General features: G+C 28.2%; 18 protein-coding genes. 10 read left to right on the top strand and 8 right to left on the bottom strand.

Annotated features, from left to right (window positions below; genetic code table 11):
- Window positions 1-23: 23 nt before the first annotated feature.
- The 4 genes from ACX6CF_RS20090 (at window position 24) to ACX6CF_RS20075 (ending at window position 3694) form a co-directional block, all read left to right on the top strand.
- Window positions 24-1955: a hypothetical protein gene (locus ACX6CF_RS20090; RefSeq protein ID WP_458787156.1), complete on the top strand. Its 1932-nt coding sequence runs from the start codon at window positions 24-26 to the stop codon at window positions 1953-1955.
- A gap of 17 nt (window positions 1956-1972) precedes the next feature.
- Entirely contained in the window at window positions 1973-2503 is a 531-nt protein-coding gene (locus ACX6CF_RS20085) for a hypothetical protein (RefSeq protein WP_458787155.1), read from the top strand.
- A gap of 399 nt (window positions 2504-2902) precedes the next feature.
- The gene (locus ACX6CF_RS20080) at window positions 2903-3025 is read left to right on the top strand and encodes a hypothetical protein (protein ID WP_458787154.1); all 123 of its coding nucleotides are present in this window, start codon (window positions 2903-2905) and stop codon (window positions 3023-3025) included.
- A gap of 90 nt (window positions 3026-3115) precedes the next feature.
- The gene (locus ACX6CF_RS20075) at window positions 3116-3694 is read left to right on the top strand and encodes a hypothetical protein (protein WP_458787153.1); all 579 of its coding nucleotides are present in this window, start codon (window positions 3116-3118) and stop codon (window positions 3692-3694) included.
- A gap of 120 nt (window positions 3695-3814) precedes the next feature.
- On the opposite strand, the gene ACX6CF_RS20070 is transcribed toward ACX6CF_RS20075, so the two are convergent.
- The 6 genes from ACX6CF_RS20070 to ACX6CF_RS20045 form a co-directional block, all read right to left on the bottom strand.
- Entirely contained in the window at window positions 3815-5791 is a 1977-nt protein-coding gene (locus ACX6CF_RS20070) for an FtsX-like permease family protein (protein ID WP_458787152.1), read from the bottom strand.
- Window positions 5781-6548, bottom strand: coding sequence for an ABC transporter ATP-binding protein (locus ACX6CF_RS20065; protein ID WP_458787151.1), 768 nt, complete (start codon window positions 6546-6548; stop codon window positions 5781-5783). Before ACX6CF_RS20065 ends, ACX6CF_RS20070 begins: the two co-directional genes overlap by 11 nt.
- A 159-nt stretch (window positions 6549-6707) precedes the next feature.
- On the bottom strand, window positions 6708-7721 hold the full coding sequence (locus ACX6CF_RS20060; protein ID WP_458787150.1) for a sensor histidine kinase: 1014 nt from the start codon (window positions 7719-7721) through the stop codon (window positions 6708-6710).
- Entirely contained in the window at window positions 7718-8383 is a 666-nt protein-coding gene (locus ACX6CF_RS20055; protein WP_458787149.1) for a response regulator transcription factor, read from the bottom strand. Before ACX6CF_RS20055 ends, ACX6CF_RS20060 begins: the two co-directional genes overlap by 4 nt.
- Window positions 8384-8620: 237 nt before the next feature.
- Window positions 8621-9019 (bottom strand): hypothetical protein, encoded by a 399-nt coding sequence (locus ACX6CF_RS20050; protein WP_458787148.1) that lies wholly within the window; start codon window positions 9017-9019, stop codon window positions 8621-8623.
- Window positions 9020-9040: 21 nt separating this feature from the next.
- Window positions 9041-9778 carry a TraX family protein gene (locus tag ACX6CF_RS20045; RefSeq protein ID WP_458787147.1) on the bottom strand — a complete coding sequence of 246 codons (738 nt, stop codon included), beginning with the start codon at window positions 9776-9778 and terminating at the stop codon, window positions 9041-9043.
- 406 nt (window positions 9779-10184) lie between these two features.
- Between ACX6CF_RS20045 and ACX6CF_RS20040 the strand changes: the two genes are divergently transcribed.
- Entirely contained in the window at window positions 10185-10664 is a 480-nt protein-coding gene (locus ACX6CF_RS20040) for a hypothetical protein (RefSeq protein WP_458787146.1), read from the top strand.
- A 2-nt stretch (window positions 10665-10666) separates the two neighbouring features.
- A complete protein-coding gene (locus ACX6CF_RS20035; protein ID WP_458787145.1) occupies window positions 10667-11197 on the top strand; it encodes a permease in 531 nt (176 codons plus the stop codon).
- 3 nt (window positions 11198-11200) lie between these two features.
- Here the strand turns inward: ACX6CF_RS20035 and ACX6CF_RS20030 are convergent, their stop codons facing one another.
- A complete protein-coding gene (locus ACX6CF_RS20030) occupies window positions 11201-12541 on the bottom strand; it encodes a hypothetical protein (RefSeq protein WP_458787144.1) in 1341 nt (446 codons plus the stop codon).
- A 595-nt stretch (window positions 12542-13136) separates the two neighbouring features.
- Here ACX6CF_RS20030 and ACX6CF_RS20025 point away from each other — a divergent pair.
- A complete protein-coding gene (locus tag ACX6CF_RS20025) occupies window positions 13137-13898 on the top strand; it encodes an alpha/beta fold hydrolase (RefSeq protein WP_458787143.1) in 762 nt (253 codons plus the stop codon).
- Between the two features lie 350 nt (window positions 13899-14248).
- Here the strand turns inward: ACX6CF_RS20025 and ACX6CF_RS20020 are convergent, their stop codons facing one another.
- A complete protein-coding gene (locus ACX6CF_RS20020) occupies window positions 14249-15400 on the bottom strand; it encodes a radical SAM protein (RefSeq protein ID WP_458787142.1) in 1152 nt (383 codons plus the stop codon).
- 341 nt (window positions 15401-15741) lie between these two features.
- On the opposite strand from ACX6CF_RS20020, the gene ACX6CF_RS20015 reads away from it, so the two are divergent.
- The 3 genes from ACX6CF_RS20015 (at window position 15742) to ACX6CF_RS20005 (ending at window position 17783) form a co-directional block, all read left to right on the top strand.
- Window positions 15742-15978 carry a BhlA/UviB family holin-like peptide gene (locus ACX6CF_RS20015; protein WP_458787141.1) on the top strand — a complete coding sequence of 79 codons (237 nt, stop codon included), beginning with the start codon at window positions 15742-15744 and terminating at the stop codon, window positions 15976-15978.
- Window positions 15979-17145 (top strand): methionine adenosyltransferase, encoded by a 1167-nt coding sequence (gene metK / locus ACX6CF_RS20010; RefSeq protein ID WP_458787140.1) that lies wholly within the window; start codon window positions 15979-15981, stop codon window positions 17143-17145. It begins immediately after the preceding gene.
- 95 nt (window positions 17146-17240) lie between these two features.
- Window positions 17241-17783, top strand: a complete 543-nt coding sequence (locus tag ACX6CF_RS20005; protein ID WP_458787139.1) for a sigma-70 family RNA polymerase sigma factor — start codon at window positions 17241-17243, stop codon at window positions 17781-17783.
- Window positions 17784-18128: the final 345 nt, after the last annotated feature.

Genomic DNA, 18128 nt, shown 5'->3' with positions numbered 1-18128 from the left:
ATTATTATACTAGGAGGTGAAACATGTCAAAAATATCTTCAGATATTATAGGACTAGAAGAACAAGTAGACAGGTTGAAAAGTTCGGCAGACAGGGTAAACAATATATATAATCAATTTAACTCATTAAAGAATAGTATTGACAATGTAATTCGTCAAAGACATAATATTAATTATCAACTAGATACAGCTAGCAAGGGAATAAAATCTTTAGGGGAAAGGATAGATAATTCGGGAATACACATAAATGGTACTATAGACAGTTATCTAGACGCTGAACGAAGATTGGAAAGTCTTGTAGCAGGATTAGAAGTACCCGAGAATGAACAAGATCAATATAATAACATATTTGACGAGCCTGCAAGAGAAGTTTACATAGAAGATTCTACACGCATATTTTCCAAATCAAGCTATATGACTGACAATATACCTTATCATGATATGGTGGATATCATTAAACAAATTGATGAACAGATGCAAATATCCAATAATCAATTAAATGAGTGGTCTAGTGCCAAATACATAGCTGATGCAAATATCAAAGAACTATTTAGAAAGTTAAAAGAATTAGACACAGGTGAAATTACCACAGGAGTAGCAGAAGGTGGTTATGAAGAAACTGGTGTATGGGAGCATTACAAGAAGTATGTTAAAAAGAATGAACTCTTGTACAAAGAAAAAGCAGGAAAAAATATAACCCCTTACGATATCTATGAATTTGCCAGATTATCAGCTATGGCAGACTTGATAGATGTATATGGAGATAGTGTTTATATAACTAAGAATGAACACTTGATCCAATCAAAAATATCAGAAAGTCTAGGAGTCAATGTACAAATACTAGAAAACAATGATATACTATTTACAGATAAAAATGTAGTATGGAAATATGTTGGACAAGATACATATGAAGCCAACCGTAGTTTAGTACATGGCGGTTATGGTGCTAGGAGTGTAGAGGCATTAAAAAAATTGAATGAGTCCCCATCAGCTACAGCTTTTGGTAATGCTTTACAAAATAGGTCATTGGATTTAACCGTAGAAGATTTACAATTTCTATACAGCATGGACCCACATGGAGCCAAAGAATATGTAACAGGTATACCAGGTTATACACAAAAAGAGAAGGAACATAAAAAAGAACTTAGGGAAGAATTATATAAGTTACTTACAGGAGAAGAAATTCAGTATTATAAGCATAAATGGTTTAACTGGGAGAAAACATATAACCCCGAAGGTGATATATGGGGAACTGTAAAAAGCAATGCTGATTTTGCACTGGAAGTTAATGATGGAATACCGGATGATCTACTCAGCGTAGTTAAACCTATTACATATACTGCTGCTGCATTTTATGGTTTGTATAGTTTAGGAGTATTTCTAGAAGGAGTATCCATATATGGATTCAAGATGGCATCAGGTTTAGCTGCTAATGGTATGCTAAAAGAAATGATAGCTGATTATAATAGTACTTTAGGTGCTACTGATGCAGATGAACAGTTCATTATTGAGACTTTGAATTCTATAAATAAGGATGAGGAGTTATTAGAGGGGATGGATAATCCTGACTTTGGAAAAAAATTAGATTATCTTTTTGGTGAAGCTACTGGAAACACACATAATATTGACAGAACAACTGGTATGAAGAATGAATTAGCTAATAAAATGGGAATATATGATACACAAGACAACAGAAGTTTCATAATGGATAAGCTCACAGAATCATATTATGACCCAAATAGTATAGTTAGTGTTGAACCAATGTCATATGTAGCGAAAGAATTACCTGGCAAGCCAGTAGTAAATTGGACTGGTACTACTAGAGAAACGTTTATTATGGGATCTGAAAGAGGAGCTGTTTTTCAAACGTTGTGGGATGGTAACGTACTGAAAAATATTATAGTTAAAGGTGGTAAGGGACCTAAAAGTGTACCACTTGAAAAACTCTTAAAATAAAAGTAAGGAGGGAATAGATGAAAATTATAACTGATAGTATAAGTTTGAATTACTCTAGACTTGAAACGGAAATCGACTTTAACAACTGCGTAAATGAATATGGCATTAAACTAATTTTAGATTTTAATGAACAGTATGTAGACACATATGATGTTATTAAAATAAAAAATGATGAAGAACTTTTAATTGGTCTAAAATATGATAATCATGGTTTAGAACCTAATTTATTAATTACAAACAACAATAACTGTGCGATTTTGACATTTGAAAACGAAGTTGTTGGTATAGGACTAAAGAGTAAGGATATCAAATTTAGGCAGACGATGAATTCATTAGTTTATGATATGACATGTTATTATGAAAGCAATTTAATAGCGATTATTCATGAATTTGGTATCTCTGTTTTAAATGAGAACGGAAAAGTTATATGGAAAATGGGTACACCAGATATAGTCATTGATTTCAAGTTCAATAGTGATAATGTCTGGCTAAAATGTGGTGATGATTATGAAATTGCTTTTAATATTGAAGATGGGGCGGTCTTATAACTCCACCCAGTGCCTACTAAACCAAAACCTTAACTACTACAAGAGGTAACCCTTGTAGTACCTGTACCAAAATTTATGAAATTTCCTGTTGGATTACGGGCTTGAAAAAGTCATCTGAATAGTCTATGGAAAAAACACAGAAAAAAATCTATGAGAAATGCCAGTTACTAACTTGTAATTGGCGCTTCTTTTTCTAAATTATTGATACCAAACCATTATATTAGCAAAGATAATAATTTTTCTGTTGTAAATATCCATAATAATTATCTCGTTATATTTAAAACTGACAACAAAAAATACATAGTATTTAACACTCAATCAGATGAATTATGGGCATATCAAGTAGCATTTAATTACAGTCTTGAACTTGATAATTACTACTACATTAATAAGGAATTAATGGATAATCATATAATAACAGATGAATTAGGAAAAGAATATTTATATAGATTTCTAGAACTTAATAAATACGAAACGGATAATATAGTTATTGGATTCAAGAATGAGATAAAAAAAGTTTGAACTTAATTAGAAGTAGTTCTTAGAGCGATATATATATTGTAGGAGTTACTTCTTTTAACATATTGCATTAAGAAAGGATATTTTAATATCATGAATAGTGTTAGAGTAAAAAAGGTGTTCTTTTTTATAAATATATGTATAGCTTTGGTGCTAATAGTTGGTTATTATAATCAATATTCAAGAGCAAACAAAATACGTATGTTTTCTGAGGTCGCTAATAGTAATACATTGACTGCTGTAGGAATGAATATACGTAATATACATGGGAATCTTGAAAGGAATATTTTCAAAGACAATGCATCTGAAAGCGATATTAATAGAGCTTTACTAGTCATACAAGGGGAAATAAAAGAGATTGAAGTATTATCCAGAAGCTTTGTTCGTTCTGGTGTTGAAAAATATGATAGTGATTCTACTATACTTGGCAGATTAACACCAGGATTATCAAATTACTTTCAAGATATTAATAGAATTGTACGTTATAGTCCAGAAAAAAAAGAGCAATTATTGTTAAATCTTAATGACTTACAAAATAAAATAAAAGAATTAAATGCAAATAGCGAATACTCTACTGAAGAAAGACTACATTTTATCATCACCTATATTCAAGAATATAATGGATGGGAGAATAGGCTTAAAAGCGAAATTTTTAAGATGATGTTTTATTAGGAAAGCTCTTCAATATAATTTGTTGAAAATTGAAATTCTAAGCTAAAAAAACCCTATATGATAACCAGATTAATATTAATTATTCTGTATCATATAGGGCTTTTTATTAGCAAAAATATGTTAAATTATTCTATTACTCTTAATAACATTCTTACTCCCAATATAAGTTGCCATAAAATAAGCACCATACACAATTACTAGAAATATTGCAGCCATTAAAATATTAGCCAGTATATTTACTTTACCATAAGCAACTATAACTTGATTTACTGCTATAAGTCCTACAACCGAATGAACAATAGCCAGTGATAAAGGAAGTAAAAAATAAATTAATATTTGAGTAAATAAAGTATGATTCAACATTTTTTCATCTGTACCTAATTTTTTTAGAAGCTCATATCTTTCTTTGTTATCACTAGACTGTGATAATTGCTGAATAGATAATATTGCAGCACATGTTACTAAAAATACAAATCCTAGATAGATTGCTAGAAAAGCAGAAACGGTCTTACCAGTTATAATTTCTGTATATAGTTCATCTTTAGTAAAATGTAAATATCTTTTTGATGATTTATCAAATTCTGTCATAAAAGATTTTTGTGCATCTGAATCTTTAAAATTAGCATTCAATATAATCTCAGCTTTTTTCATATCCGTAATATATTTATCATTTATAATTATTATAGGTGAGGCATACATATTATCCCTAGTATATAATTGAAGATTGATTATATTTTTATTTGGATAGAATTCATTGTTATTTATAGTAATTGTTTTATTGCTTTCTATTAATGAATTAAAATTATCATTTAAAATATCCCACAGATTAATTATTGCATATTCATTCTCTGATAATGACAATTCTTTATTACCTTGCATTTTGGCACTTCTATTATAATCACTTAAGGAAATAAACTTAATTGGATTCCTTAAAAAGTAAATGGAAGTATCTAATTTTTCATCTATCACAATATCTTTATAATGTAATTTTGGTATGTTGTAAAAAAATATTTGATTAGTTACAGATGTATAATTAGAAAAATGGGTATGCTCTTCTAAAACTTCACTTATGTCGGTTAATACTTCATTCTCATAACCATAATCATAGAAAGAAATATCATAAGGTGTTTTATCGGAAATATCTCTTGAAAGAGCTTTTGACATACTGACACCTGATGAAAGGGTACCAATTGTAAGTAATAGAGTAATACACACAATAGTCATAGATACCACATTAGTATTTATCATACTGGCTATTTGGCGAACTACAAATACATTCAAATTCTTGAGATACACTTTTTTCATCTTTGTAATTATTTTTATCAGTAAGCCAGAGATTGATAGAAAAAACAAAAATGTACCAACTGTACCAAATAACAATGAACCATAGAATCCTGGTGAAAGGTCAGCAATACCATTAGTCAATATTAAATAATAAGAGATAGCTAGAGAAATTAGGGACAATATAAATAAAATAAATGATACAGTCTTATTTCTGATTTTCATTTCTTGATTCTTCTTATTACTATATAATAGATCAAGGAGTTTGCATTTAGATATTGTAAAAGTATTAAATAATGTAACCACAAGAAATATTATTGAGAAAAATAGTACACTCTTAAGTGCGGCAGTAGGGGAGAAAACAAATTTGAAAGAGGTCATATTAACCTCGAACAACTTAGCGGTGAATACAGACATAATCTGTGAACCAAAAATTCCAACTACTAGTCCAATCAATAGACCTATGATTGCTAATACCATTGTTTCTAATATAAGTATTATTGATATTTGATGTTTTTCCATCCCTAGAGTCAAGTATACTCCAAGTTCTTTCTTACGTCTTTTTATAAGAAATCCATTAGCATATACAATTAAAAAACCTAATACTATAGATACAAAAACAGATATATAATTAAGAGTTTCTTTTAAGAATTTCATAGCAGTATGTTCTCTTTGTGTAAATTCCATGATCTCTTTTTGTGCATCAATAGCATTGAACATATAAAACACGCATACACCAAAAACCAAGGTTAGAAAATAGATGCCATAGTCTTTGATGCTTTTTGAAGCATTTTTATAAGAAAGTTTAATATACATCGTTGTTATCACCTCCGAGAAGAGATATAACTTCAATAATTCTGTCAAAAAATTCTTTTCTTGTATCTTTACCCTTTATAAGCTCATTAAATAATTTACCATCTTTAATGAATAGGATTCTATTACAATAGCTTGCTGCAAATGCATCATGTGTGACCATGAGGATAGTTGCTGCAAGGTCATAATTCAATTTATCAAAACTCTCTAACAACATTTTTGAAGATTTGCTATCAAGGGCTCCAGTAGGTTCATCAGCTAAGATCAAAGAAGGATTGGTTACTATAGCTCTGGCACTGGCTACTCTTTGTTTTTCACCACCTGATAATTGATAAGGATATTTACTTAGTATATCAGTGATATTTAACTTATGGGAAATATCGTTTATCATTCCATCAATCTTTTTAGAACCAACTTTTAGAATAGTTAGAGCAATAGCTATATTTTCATATGCTGTAAGTGTATCTAGTAGATTGAAGTCTTGAAATATGAATCCTAGGTTTTCACGTCTGAATCTAGATAATTGCTTTGACCTTAGTGTAGTAATATCTTTATCTTCGATTAATATTTTGCCTGAGGTTACCGTATCAATAGTTGATATACAATTGAGTAATGTAGTTTTACCACTACCAGATGCCCCCATTATTCCGATATATTCACCTTCCTGTACATCAAAGCTTATATTATCTATAGCTCTTGTAACATTACCCTTATTACCATAGTATTTTTCTATATTTTTTACTTGCAAAATTGTTTTCATTAGAAAACCTCCTGATAGATATAAAGTATAGCCAATAATTGATTGCCATACACTATATTTTTGATAAGTAAAATATATCACCTATCTATAATTATTACCTTAGATTACACTTACATGAATCTTACAATTATGTCACAAAACTAAAAAGGAGTCATAAATCTATGACTCGAATAGAATTGTTTTATCTTTGGGGAATATAATTTTAACTGTAGTTCCTATATCAAGCTGAGAGGAGATAGCGAATCCTATACCCATCTTAGTACATAGGTTTTTACATAGATACAATCCTATACCTGTAGATTTTGCATATTTTCTTCCGTTTTCACCTGTGAACCCTTTATCAAATACTCTTTGAATATCTTTTTCGGGTATACCTATTCCATTATCTGATAGTAATAATTCAATGTTATTACTGTTTTCTATTGCAGAGAATGCAATAATAAGGTTGTTCTTTTTGTATTTTATACTATTGGATAATACTTGTCCCAGAATGAAATCAAGCCATTTAGTATCACAAAAGACAATTTTACCTAGATTATTGAACTTCATATCTGTTTTACATCTGATTAGCTGTTTTGCTTGATTTTTAATTAATTTTTTGATCGTTTCTTCTAGATTGATTATACGAATCACATAATCTTTTTCTAGAGCTGTGCTTCTTGCATAATATAGGGCTTGCTCTACAAAATTATTGATTTTACTAATTTCATCGGAAATACTCTTAGTTACCTGATTTTTAGTATTTTCACATATTAGATCAATACAAAAAATAGGAGTCTTTATTTCATGAATCCATGTTTCAATATATTCTTTATATTCATTTTGAGATATTTTATACGTTGCTATTTCGTCATTCATTGACTTCACTGCTTGATAGATGACATCATGTAGTATTATACCTTCTTCAAAATTCGGTTTTTCTATTAATTCATGGATATAATATTTTTTATCAAGGTTCTCTAAAACCTTATCAATCTTACTATAAAAATTTCTTTTGGGTATATATTCTATAAGAAGAATTACTATATCTGTTATAAGAATCAGCATAGCTATAAAAAGAATTACATAAAAATTCACGTGAAATATTGAAAGTAGGAGACTAATGAAAGCAATTAATAATAGGTGAAATATTAGAAACCATATTTTGTTTTTCAAGAAAGTTGTAAGTTTCATATAATATATCCTTGTCCTCTCTTTGTTTCAATAAAATTATTTAATCCAATAGTTTCTAGCTTTTTCCGTAGCCTATTAACATTGACAGTAAGAGTATTATCATCAACAAATTCATCTGACTGCCAGAGTTCATTCATGATATCATCTCGTGATACAATGGTTTCTTTATTTCTTATTAATAGTGAAAGTATTCTTATTTCATTTTTGGTAAGTTCTATTTTATTATTCTGATGACTAGCAGTACTATTGGAAATATTAAGGGACAAATTCTTATGAATCAGAATCTGACTAGTATTATTAATGGTTGTTCTTTTCAAAACGGTAGATATATGTGCAAGTAGAATCTGTGTATTATACGGTTTTGTTATAAAATCATCAGCACCTAGGTTAAGTGCCATCAGTTCATCCATATCAGTGTTTCTACTTGTAACTATGATAATAGGAATATTGGTTTGTTTTCTTATTTCTCTGCATATATGGAATCCATCATAATAAGGTAGATTAATGTCTAAAAGTATCAAATCGGCGTTTGCACTTAATGAGTATTCAATGATATTCTTAAAATCTTCATTATAAACACATTCATACCCATAGGACTCTAATAACTTAGAAAGTTCTTTTTTTAGTTTAATATCATCTTCAATAATTAATATCTTATACATGTAATCTTGCTCCTTATATTTTCTTATATAAAAGTAGTCTACTGATTTAATACTTATAATATGTAATAAATAGCCAATTAATTATATAGTCTAATGTTAATATAATAATTATTTATATTAATGTCAAGTATATCTATTTATAACTAGTATAACAGTAGCAGACTTATATCTAAGTCTGCTACTGTATGATAGATATGCGGAAATGAATTTTATAATATAATATCTCCCCAGCTTATTTTAATCATTCAATTCAGCATATACAATTTCATCATCTTCCATAGTTTTTATACCAAATTTCTCAGTTTTCTTATTTTCTATATCATAGATTAAATAAAAATCTATTACATCATCAGGTTTATCTTTGAAACGTCCGATAAAGTGAACTTTTTTCACATCATCCAAATTGATGATAGATGTAAAACTATTGTCGCTTACTTCTTGAGCAAGTGATGTATCAAAATCATCACAATCTATTTCTTTGTTGAAATAAACTTTTGTATTATCCTGTACTATGGTAATCAAATCTTTTCTCAATTGCTTTACATCATCATTTTCTAATGCCCGGCATCCAGATAATCCAATAGTTAAACCAGTTACAATAATAAAACCAAATATTATCTTTATAAACTTATTCATTGCTAATCACTCCTAGTTATATTATTTTACAAAATATGCAATTGTAGCTATAATCCATAGATGAGCAGGATAAAATACGTAAAAGAAATACTTTGTAAATTTGTTTTTTGGACCTCTTTTGCCATTGTACATATATATAAATGGTATTACAGTTATGAATAACCAATCGCAGTTGAAGAAAAGCATTTTAATAGTTAGAGCTACTGTTTCATAAGGTGTATAAAATAAGATTAACAATATTACAGAAAATACTAAATAACTAATATTTCTAAGACTTGCATTTTTTCTAGTGTAATAAGTTATCAACATGAATGGTATTATAGGTAGGCCACCTTCAGAAATCATAAAACCACCAACAAAGATAGCTATACTTAAAATTACTCTAACACATTTAACTATAGTAGAACTATTCTTGAAGTTATATAATACATTCAACATCAAAACGCCAAATGCAAGGGTAAGGAAAATATTATTATACACAATAATTTCTTTGGAACTGTATAGGTAAGCTAATAGTGTATTACCTAAATACATTACCCCTGCCCACGTAGCTAATCTTAAGTTATATTTTATTTTGCTTCTTGTGTACATAAAACCTTCCACCGCAGTATAAGCAAACCATACTCCCACACATCTAGTTATTATATGAAACATAGAAGCCATATCTCCAGATATTAGGTTTGGAATATGATTAATGTGGTCAAGTACCATAAGAATTGCCATGAACATTTTTATTTGATAGCCATTAAATTTTTTCACATCTATTCTCCTCTTTAGTCTATAATTTTGATACATTATTTATCTATATTAATTGTAATGAATATATCTTTTATGAACCATAGATTTATCTTATATTAACCTTACATTTTTGTAACGTATGTGTTTGATTTTTGCTCATGACGAGCAAGTAGCTGGCGAAATATATACATATACTATTTTGCAAAAGCCAAGTCCGAACAAAATACTTTATCTGACTTACTTGTACGATAATTTATTCAAAGGTAATTAATTAGATAGGCAAGTCCAGAATTTTTTAGTATACTATAAGAGATACATTGACTATTACACATGATGGATACACTAACAATACTAAAAAGAGTGTAGAAAATTATAGTTGATAAGAAGTAATATAGAAATTATTAAGAATACAAAGGAGTCCCTAACCATGAGTAGTTATATAATGTACCTAGTAGCTATTACTTTACTAATTATATCCTATTATAAAGACAAGAAAAAAACAAAAAAGGCTCTAAAAAAAGCCTGGAAATCATTTAATAATATCCTTCCTCAATTTCTAGGAGTAATACTGTTTGTCGGTATATTACTCTCAATATTCGATGCAGAATTCATCTCCAAGATAATAGGAGCTAGGTCAGGCTGGATAGGGGTCATTGCCTCAGCTGTTATCGGAGCAGTAACATTAATCCCAGGATTCGTTGCATTTCCAACCGCTGCAATGTTACTTGAAAGTGGAGCAGGATATATGCAGATAGGTGCATTCATATCAGCACTAATGATGGTAGGCGTAATCACAGCACCCGTTGAGATTAAGTACTTTGGTAAAAAACTTACCATAATAAGAAATGTACTAGCCTTTGTATTTTGCTTTATCGTCGCATATATCATTGGAAAGGTGGTGGCTTGATTATGAAGACTCTAAAAAGATATACCTTTGCACTAATCATCATAGCTACAATAATATTATTATTAATATTTAATAGAGAGATAGGATTAAAAGCCATAAAAATTACAGGCAGTAATCTAAAAGAAATGATTCTCGTCATACCACCTGTATTTGTACTATTAGGATTATTGGATGTATGGATTCCAAAAGAGACCATGATGAAATACATGGGAGATAAATCAGGTATTAAGGGAATAGTTCTATCAATAATACTAGGTTCAGCAGCAGCAGGACCACTGTATGGGGCATTTCCTATAGCAGCTGTATTTATGAAAAAAGGAGTAAAATTCAGTAATGTATTGATATTCATAGGGGCTTGGTCAACCACCAAAATACCAATGTTCTTATTTGAAATGTCCGCTCTAGGAGCAAGATTTGCAGTTACTAGATTGTTGATAGATATCCCAGGAATAATTATAATTGCTTTTATTTTAAATGGATTGATCAGTAAGGAAGAAGTAAAAAGAATATATGAAAATGCTGAATCAATGTAAAAGTTACTTTTGTTTTTTATCTATAGATAGTCTATCTACATCGATTTCTTGAAAATCAGGAGTGGATAGTTGTAATAGGTAAGAGGAATGTCCTTTCAATTCTTTGTTGTCTAGGGTTATTATGGTAAGACCTAATCTATTAGGGATTCCTATAATAACTATTTGATTACTCTTCTTATATACTTCTTGTGGAGTGAAATTAAATAGCAAAATACCTCTACTAGTATTATTAATTGGTTTAACGGGTTGTTTTATAGTTAGATTATGGAAGAAATCAGCTTGTTTATCCATATCAGAGGGTATAGGAAATAGTATATGCATGTTTTCGCATATCTTTGTAGGAACGTAAGCCCATCCTTTCTCATGATTTTCTTTCCATATTGGGTCGTATATAGGTCTTACATATTGAGGGTTTTCGTAGATAATATTAAAAGCTAGACTTTTACCTGTGTTTTTAACTACTTCCAAATCAATAATTTTTTTAATATCAGTATCCAATGGTTTTCTACAATCTTGATTTGTAATCACTAAATTATCTTCTATGGGAATAAAATTAGATAATTCTTTTTTAATAAGTGAATTTTCTTCCTGGAGTTGTGCTAGTGTCATTGTCTTGTTAGAAGATAAAAATGTTCTTTTTACTGTATTTTCTTCGATAATTTTCTTTAGATAATCATATTTTATTGCATTACCATATATAAGGTCAATTTCATAACCTTTTGGAGTAGCTAGTTGGAAAAGAAAGTCTTTTGTATCTACATTATCAGCAAGTAGAGTATCTTGAACTACAGAAATGACTTGAGCACCTTTTCTATTTGGCTTACCTATAAGGATGACTTGATTTTCATATTGTCTAATGTTATCCACATCAAAGTTATAAATGAGAAAATTAATGTTCTTATGAAAATCCACACTTGAGGAGTTGAATGCAAGATCACCAATAAAATCAAAGATACTGCTTGCCCCAGCAGGGTATATAAATATCTTATGGTGAGCATTAGCGACTTTTGATGGAAGGTATAACCAATTTCTGAAATAGAAATCTTTCCAAGTTGAATTATAAGTTGGTCTCATATATTCAGTATCATTATATATAACATTAAAATCAATGTTTTTCCCTTTATTTATAGCATCTGGTAAGGCATATGTTTGGAATGAAGGTACTTCATCATAATATCCTCTATAAGGTTTTTCATATAATACATGCTGTTCTTCTGGAAATATTCTTTCAAGAGCACCTTTCAATCTTTCGTTTTCTCTTTGTAATTCAATGGTATCATTATCCTTAAGAATTAGGGTAACAGGGATAGAATCATTACTATCGACAGTATTGATAATGAACATGCAAGTGAAAAAACAGATTATTATAGTTGATAAAAATAATATTATGTGAGCTTTTTTTATAGATATGATCTTTATTTTTTTCAGTTTAAGTACCTCCAATACTTTAATTAATATATTATAATATAAGCAAGATGTTAGATATTATAATATATTGGAAAAACATACGGCTTAGAAGTAGTAAGGGCTAAATTACTATTTGACTTTACTAGTAGTTTCTATTACAATATAAAAAAAGAAAGAGGTTGTTAAAAATGAGGAATATTCTTAACTAATTGATGAATTTAATATAAAAAGCAAGGATGACATTTTGTTTTATAAATGTTTATTTTGGTATGCTTTTTAAAATCTAAGTTGAGAATATGTGAGTTTATATCCTTTTGATATACTGATTATAGTTATATCTGTACTTAATGTACGGATTTATTTGTCTTATAGAAAAGACCTATTTAATAATAATAAGGCTGTGGATAGTTAATTATTCTATCTATAGTCTTTTTTTGATTCCAAAATTGGAGGTGGTAAAAATGAGAATGGATAAATACACCTATTAATAAACTGAATTATAAGATTAGAAAATTAAAGGAGAGATTAAATTATGCCATATTATAATTACAATAACAAAAGAGTACACTATATTGATGAAGGACAGGGAAGAGCTATTGTATTACTCGCTGGTAATACTGCTTCATCTGTTGTTTACAAAGGAGAGATTGAATATTTTTCTAAGGAGTTTCGAGTTATATGTCCTGATTATATAGGATATGGAAAATCAGAAAGAGTAGAAAAGTTTTCATATGATTTCTGGTGGGTGAATGCGAAGATGACCTGTGAATTAATGAAATCATTAGGAATAGAAGAATGGATAGTAGTCGGTTCTAGTGGTGGAGGCACAATAGCTATCAATATGTCAATTATTGAGCCTAAAAGGACCAAAGGAGTAATAGCTGATAGTATTTCAGATGAATACGTTTCTTCTGAATTAGCAGAAAGAGTATATAATGAAAGAAAAGAAAAATCAAAAGAACAATGCATGTTCTGGGAATATGCTCAAGGGAAAGATTGGGAGCATATAGTTGAATTAGATACTAGAATGATATATGAGGCATCAATAAAAGGGGAAAGTGTTTTTAAAGGTAAGTTAGAAGATGTAAAATGTCCAGTGCTTATTATAGGTAGTTTAGTAGATGAAGCAATACCAAATATTGAAAAGGCAGCAAGTAACATATCATTGAATATAATGACTTCCAAAGTTACATTTTATCCAAAAGGTAATCATCCTTTTATGTGGAGTTGCCCAGATATATTTCGTAAAGAAGTAAGCAACTTTATTAAAGAAATCGGATTTAATAATTGGTAATTAAAAAAATAGGTATATGCTTTCAAATAACTTATACAAAGAAGATAAAAACTAAGTCCAGATATTTAAGTAAATAAAAATAATTATTTAGAATATCCCAATAATAAAAAAGCTATTGGTAATTGCCAATAGCTCGATTTTTTACTCTTATAGAAGTAATTGTGCAAAATATTTTATAAATTATTATAAAAAGTAGGTGTGAAATAAATAATAGTCAAGCCCCAAGATTGGTAGAGAAGTCAGCTAATCAATTTACAATTATTAGATTATACTTAATAAGGCTGCTGTTATAGCATTTTACCTAGTTGCCTAATTATATATTATTCAATTATCTTATAAGTAGATGGGTATTAGAAAGGTATAACTTTGGTTAATTGGTTATATATTTTTTTGATTTCAAAAGCTTTTTTTAGTAATTCTTGATAGTAAAAACATAGAGTTGATGGCATTATATGTAAATCTTTATATTTAAAATAATTATTTATCAAACAAGCACCATCACATATAGGATTTAATTTACAGTCATTACATTTATGAATGCCATCGCTACAGATTACTTTTTTAGGATTGAAATCTTTAAAAATATTGTATCTTGCTTTATTATCAGCTCCAGCATAAATATTACCAATAGTAAACTCTTTTCCAATATCATTATTATCAACTAATTCCTGGCAACTATATAATTTACCGTCAATACCTACACTAGCAGCCATTGTTGCACCTATCCCACATCTCCCAAATCCAGGAAATTGGGTTCCAAGATCTCTATATCTATTATTTTTATTAGCATCTTCTATTAGATTTAACTTACCAAACATCTCCATAAAAGGCATAAAACTAACGGATTTATTTGCTTTTAATAGCTCAATATAGTAGTCTCCAAGTTTGTCTATTTGTACTTTTAATTCTTGTTTTTCTTGTTGGTTCCAATGAGAAAAAACATTTACTATATTATATACGTTTTTAAAACCATGATTAATCGCAAACTTATGATTATCTACAAATTCCGAAGCATTATCATGATCAGTTGTAGAACGAAATGTTACATCGGGGTAGTATTTTAAAATTAATGTAAGTTTTTTGTAGAGTATATCAAAGCTAGAATTTCCGTTTTGAGTTGGACGATTTAAGTCTTGCGTTTTTTTATTACCATCCATACTTAAAAGTAAATCAATGTTATTTTTTTTCATAAATTTTAATTTCTCTTCATCAAGAAGTAATCCATTTGTGGTAATGGAAAGGTCAAAATTATTACCGTATTTATTTCTTATATAACTTGTTAATGGAACGATAATCTCTTTCCATTTTAATAAAGGTTCACCACCAAAAAATGTAATTATAGGATTAGTATTTGTTTTTCTTGCATTATGAGCAACAAATTCTGTCGCATCTAAAGCTATTTTAAAAGGCATATCTTTTGCTTCTTGTTCAACAAAGCAATATTTACAAGCCAAGTTACATCTTTTGGTTAATACTAAAAAAACACTAACTATTTTAGGCAATTTATTTTGATATGAATGTATAGCATAATTTTTTTCGGTACATTGTTGACAATTATTAGATTTAATAATAAAAACCTCCTCTAAGGATACTTAATATTTAAATGCATTTAATAAATAATTGATTATTATTAAAATTTTATTAATTAGTTTATTTATAATCCTCCTCTGATAATATATTAAAATAAAAAGTAAACATAATTAGTACATAAATACATTTATAATATCCTGAATAATTTTCTACAACTATTAAAAAGCAAATTTTTTTAAAAAATGCTCTTACTTTACAATTTTTTATTTATTTTTCTTTATATTGTTATGGGAAAAAATAGGAGGAGATAAAGTTGGAAAAAGAAATAATGAATATCGCTTTAACCCAGGGGCTTTGGGCAGTTATTGCTGTGGCATTAATTTTTTACATATTGAAGGCACAAGAGAAGCGAGATATTAAGCAAGAAGAAAGAGAGAATAATTATCAGAATGTTATAAAAAACTTAAGTACTGAAATCTGTATAATAAAAGATTTAAAGGAAGATGTTGAAACTATTAAAAATTATTTAATTAGAAAGGATGAATTTTAAATGAAAAAATACTTATTCACATCTGAATCAGTAACGGAAGGTCATCCAGATAAAGTATGTGATCAAATATCTGATGGCATATTAGATGCATATTTAGAAAAAGATTCTAATGCGAGAGTTGCTTGTGAAACTGCAATTTCATCAAATTTAGTATTAGTAATGGGTGAAATCACATCTAAACATAAAGTAGATGTTGATAATATAGTTAGAAAAACATTAGCTGAAATTGGTTATATAAATGATGAGTATGGATTTAATTTCAACACGTGTAATATAATAAAATCATTACGAAGTCAGTCAGAAGATATATCTATAGGTGTTGATTACCCATGCGATAAAATAAGTAATGATTTGGGTGCAGGTGACCAAGGTATGATGTTTGGCTATGCCTGTGATGAAACTTTAGAACTAATGCCACTACCTATTTTTTTAGCACATAAATTAACTAAGAGAATTAGCATTGTTAGGAAAACGAATATAATTAATTATCTAAGACCAGATGGAAAAGCGCAGGTAACAGTTGAATATTTAAATGATGTCCCTATTAGAATAGACACAATTATTGTTTCTGTTCAACATAATGATAATATTCCAATTAATAAAATAGAAAAAGATCTGAAAAAATTTGTTATAAATGAAATAATTCCACCACATTTAATAGATAAAAAAACAAGAATTTATATAAATCCTACTGGGAGATTTGTTTTAGGTGGTCCATTTGCAGATTCAGGCTTAACTGGAAGAAAAATAATTGTTGATACATATGGTGGATTTTCTAGACATGGTGGAGGTGCTTTTTCTGGAAAAGATCCAACAAAGGTTGATAGATCAGCAGCATATTTTGCTAGATTCATCGCCAAAAATATAGTAGCAACTAAAATCGCTAAAAGATGTGAAATTGGGTTAGCCTATGCTATAGGGATGATATCTCCTGTTTCTTTAACCGTTAATACTTTTGGAACTAGCAAACTATCAGAAAATACTATAAAAAATATTATTATCAATAATATTGATTTATCTCCCAAAAATATTATAACTATTCTTAATTTAAATCAACCAATATATAAACAAACAGCATGTTATGGTCATTTTGGAAGGAATGATTTAGATTTGCCGTGGGAAAAAATTTATTTATCCAACTTATTTGAAAAATATATTGATAAATAAATTTAATGCTTTTTTTTATTATTATTGACACTATTATACAAATAACCCTTTTTATAATATGAGAATAATAATATTTTAAAGGAGTTATTGTAAAAATGTGTAAAAATTTGCAAAGTACTATAAAAGATATAAAAAATAATAATAAATATGCTATGGAATTACTTTTAGATACATTTAGTCCATTACTAAAGAAATATGCATATAAACTAAATTATGAAGATGCTATATATGAATTAAGTATATTTTTAATTGAAACAGTAATTAATTTTCCTTCAAGAATTATAGAGGACAAGTTTGCAGTTTCCTATATTTGTAAATGTATGTATCATCAATATCTTAAATTATCAATTAAAAATGATAAGATAAGGAAAGAAATACCAACAGAAGATAATATATTATACTCCTATCTATCTTACGATAGTAAAATTGAGAACAAAATAATATTAGAATATGCCATTGAAAAAGCTTTATCATCTAAAGAAAAGCAAATAATTTCACTAAAATATAACTCTGGTTATTCCGATAGTGTTATAGCTGAAAAATTAGGTATATCCCGTCAAACTGTAAATAAATATAAAAATAAAGCTCTTAGAAATTTAAAGAAAGAGTTAACTGATTGTGACATATTTAATAAATAAAAAAAAATAAAATAACTGTAGCATTTTTAATATATTATTTCTTTATAACTATTGTAGTGAAATTACATATAAGAAGTTCTATATGATAAGTACTTCTTATAAGGGATAATTATTTATTTGATTTTATTTTTTATACACAATAGGTTGGATACAAAGTTTAATAAAATGTAAATATATTGTGTTTAAGAAATCTAATTTCTAACTATATAATTATCTCAAATAATATTTTTAGGAGTGATTAATATGTGTAAAATAATGATGGGTTGTACAGCAATGACTATGTGTGGTACGTGTCAATATTTTTGTCAATCTGGTCAAGGTTGTCAGACGTCTTGTGAAAGTAGT

The organism is Vallitalea sediminicola (assembly GCF_054408565.1).
The sequence above is the reverse complement of the archived record's forward strand: the minus strand, read 5'-3'. Positions and strand labels throughout refer to the sequence as shown.

Excerpts from the sequence above, each read along its gene's own strand:
- ACX6CF_RS20090 (WP_458787156.1), top strand. The coding sequence starts at position 24 with ATGTCAAAAATATCTTCAGATATTATAGGACTAGAAGAACAAGTAGAC.
- ACX6CF_RS20085 (WP_458787155.1), top strand. The coding sequence starts at position 1,973 with ATGAAAATTATAACTGATAGTATAAGTTTGAATTACTCTAGACTTGAA.
- ACX6CF_RS20080 (WP_458787154.1), top strand. The coding sequence starts at position 2,903 with ATGGATAATCATATAATAACAGATGAATTAGGAAAAGAATATTTATAT.
- ACX6CF_RS20075 (WP_458787153.1), top strand. The coding sequence starts at position 3,116 with ATGAATAGTGTTAGAGTAAAAAAGGTGTTCTTTTTTATAAATATATGT.
- ACX6CF_RS20070 (WP_458787152.1), bottom strand. The coding sequence starts at position 5,791 with ATGTATATTAAACTTTCTTATAAAAATGCTTCAAAAAGCATCAAAGAC.
- ACX6CF_RS20065 (WP_458787151.1), bottom strand. The coding sequence starts at position 6,548 with ATGAAAACAATTTTGCAAGTAAAAAATATAGAAAAATACTATGGTAAT.
- ACX6CF_RS20060 (WP_458787150.1), bottom strand. The coding sequence starts at position 7,721 with ATGAAACTTACAACTTTCTTGAAAAACAAAATATGGTTTCTAATATTT.
- ACX6CF_RS20055 (WP_458787149.1), bottom strand. The coding sequence starts at position 8,383 with ATGTATAAGATATTAATTATTGAAGATGATATTAAACTAAAAAAAGAA.
- ACX6CF_RS20050 (WP_458787148.1), bottom strand. The coding sequence starts at position 9,019 with ATGAATAAGTTTATAAAGATAATATTTGGTTTTATTATTGTAACTGGT.
- ACX6CF_RS20040 (WP_458787146.1), top strand. The coding sequence starts at position 10,185 with ATGAGTAGTTATATAATGTACCTAGTAGCTATTACTTTACTAATTATA.
- ACX6CF_RS20035 (WP_458787145.1), top strand. The coding sequence starts at position 10,667 with ATGAAGACTCTAAAAAGATATACCTTTGCACTAATCATCATAGCTACA.
- ACX6CF_RS20030 (WP_458787144.1), bottom strand. The coding sequence starts at position 12,541 with ATGTTCATTATCAATACTGTCGATAGTAATGATTCTATCCCTGTTACC.
- ACX6CF_RS20025 (WP_458787143.1), top strand. The coding sequence starts at position 13,137 with ATGCCATATTATAATTACAATAACAAAAGAGTACACTATATTGATGAA.
- metK (WP_458787140.1), top strand. The coding sequence starts at position 15,979 with ATGAAAAAATACTTATTCACATCTGAATCAGTAACGGAAGGTCATCCA.
- ACX6CF_RS20005 (WP_458787139.1), top strand. The coding sequence starts at position 17,241 with ATGTGTAAAAATTTGCAAAGTACTATAAAAGATATAAAAAATAATAAT.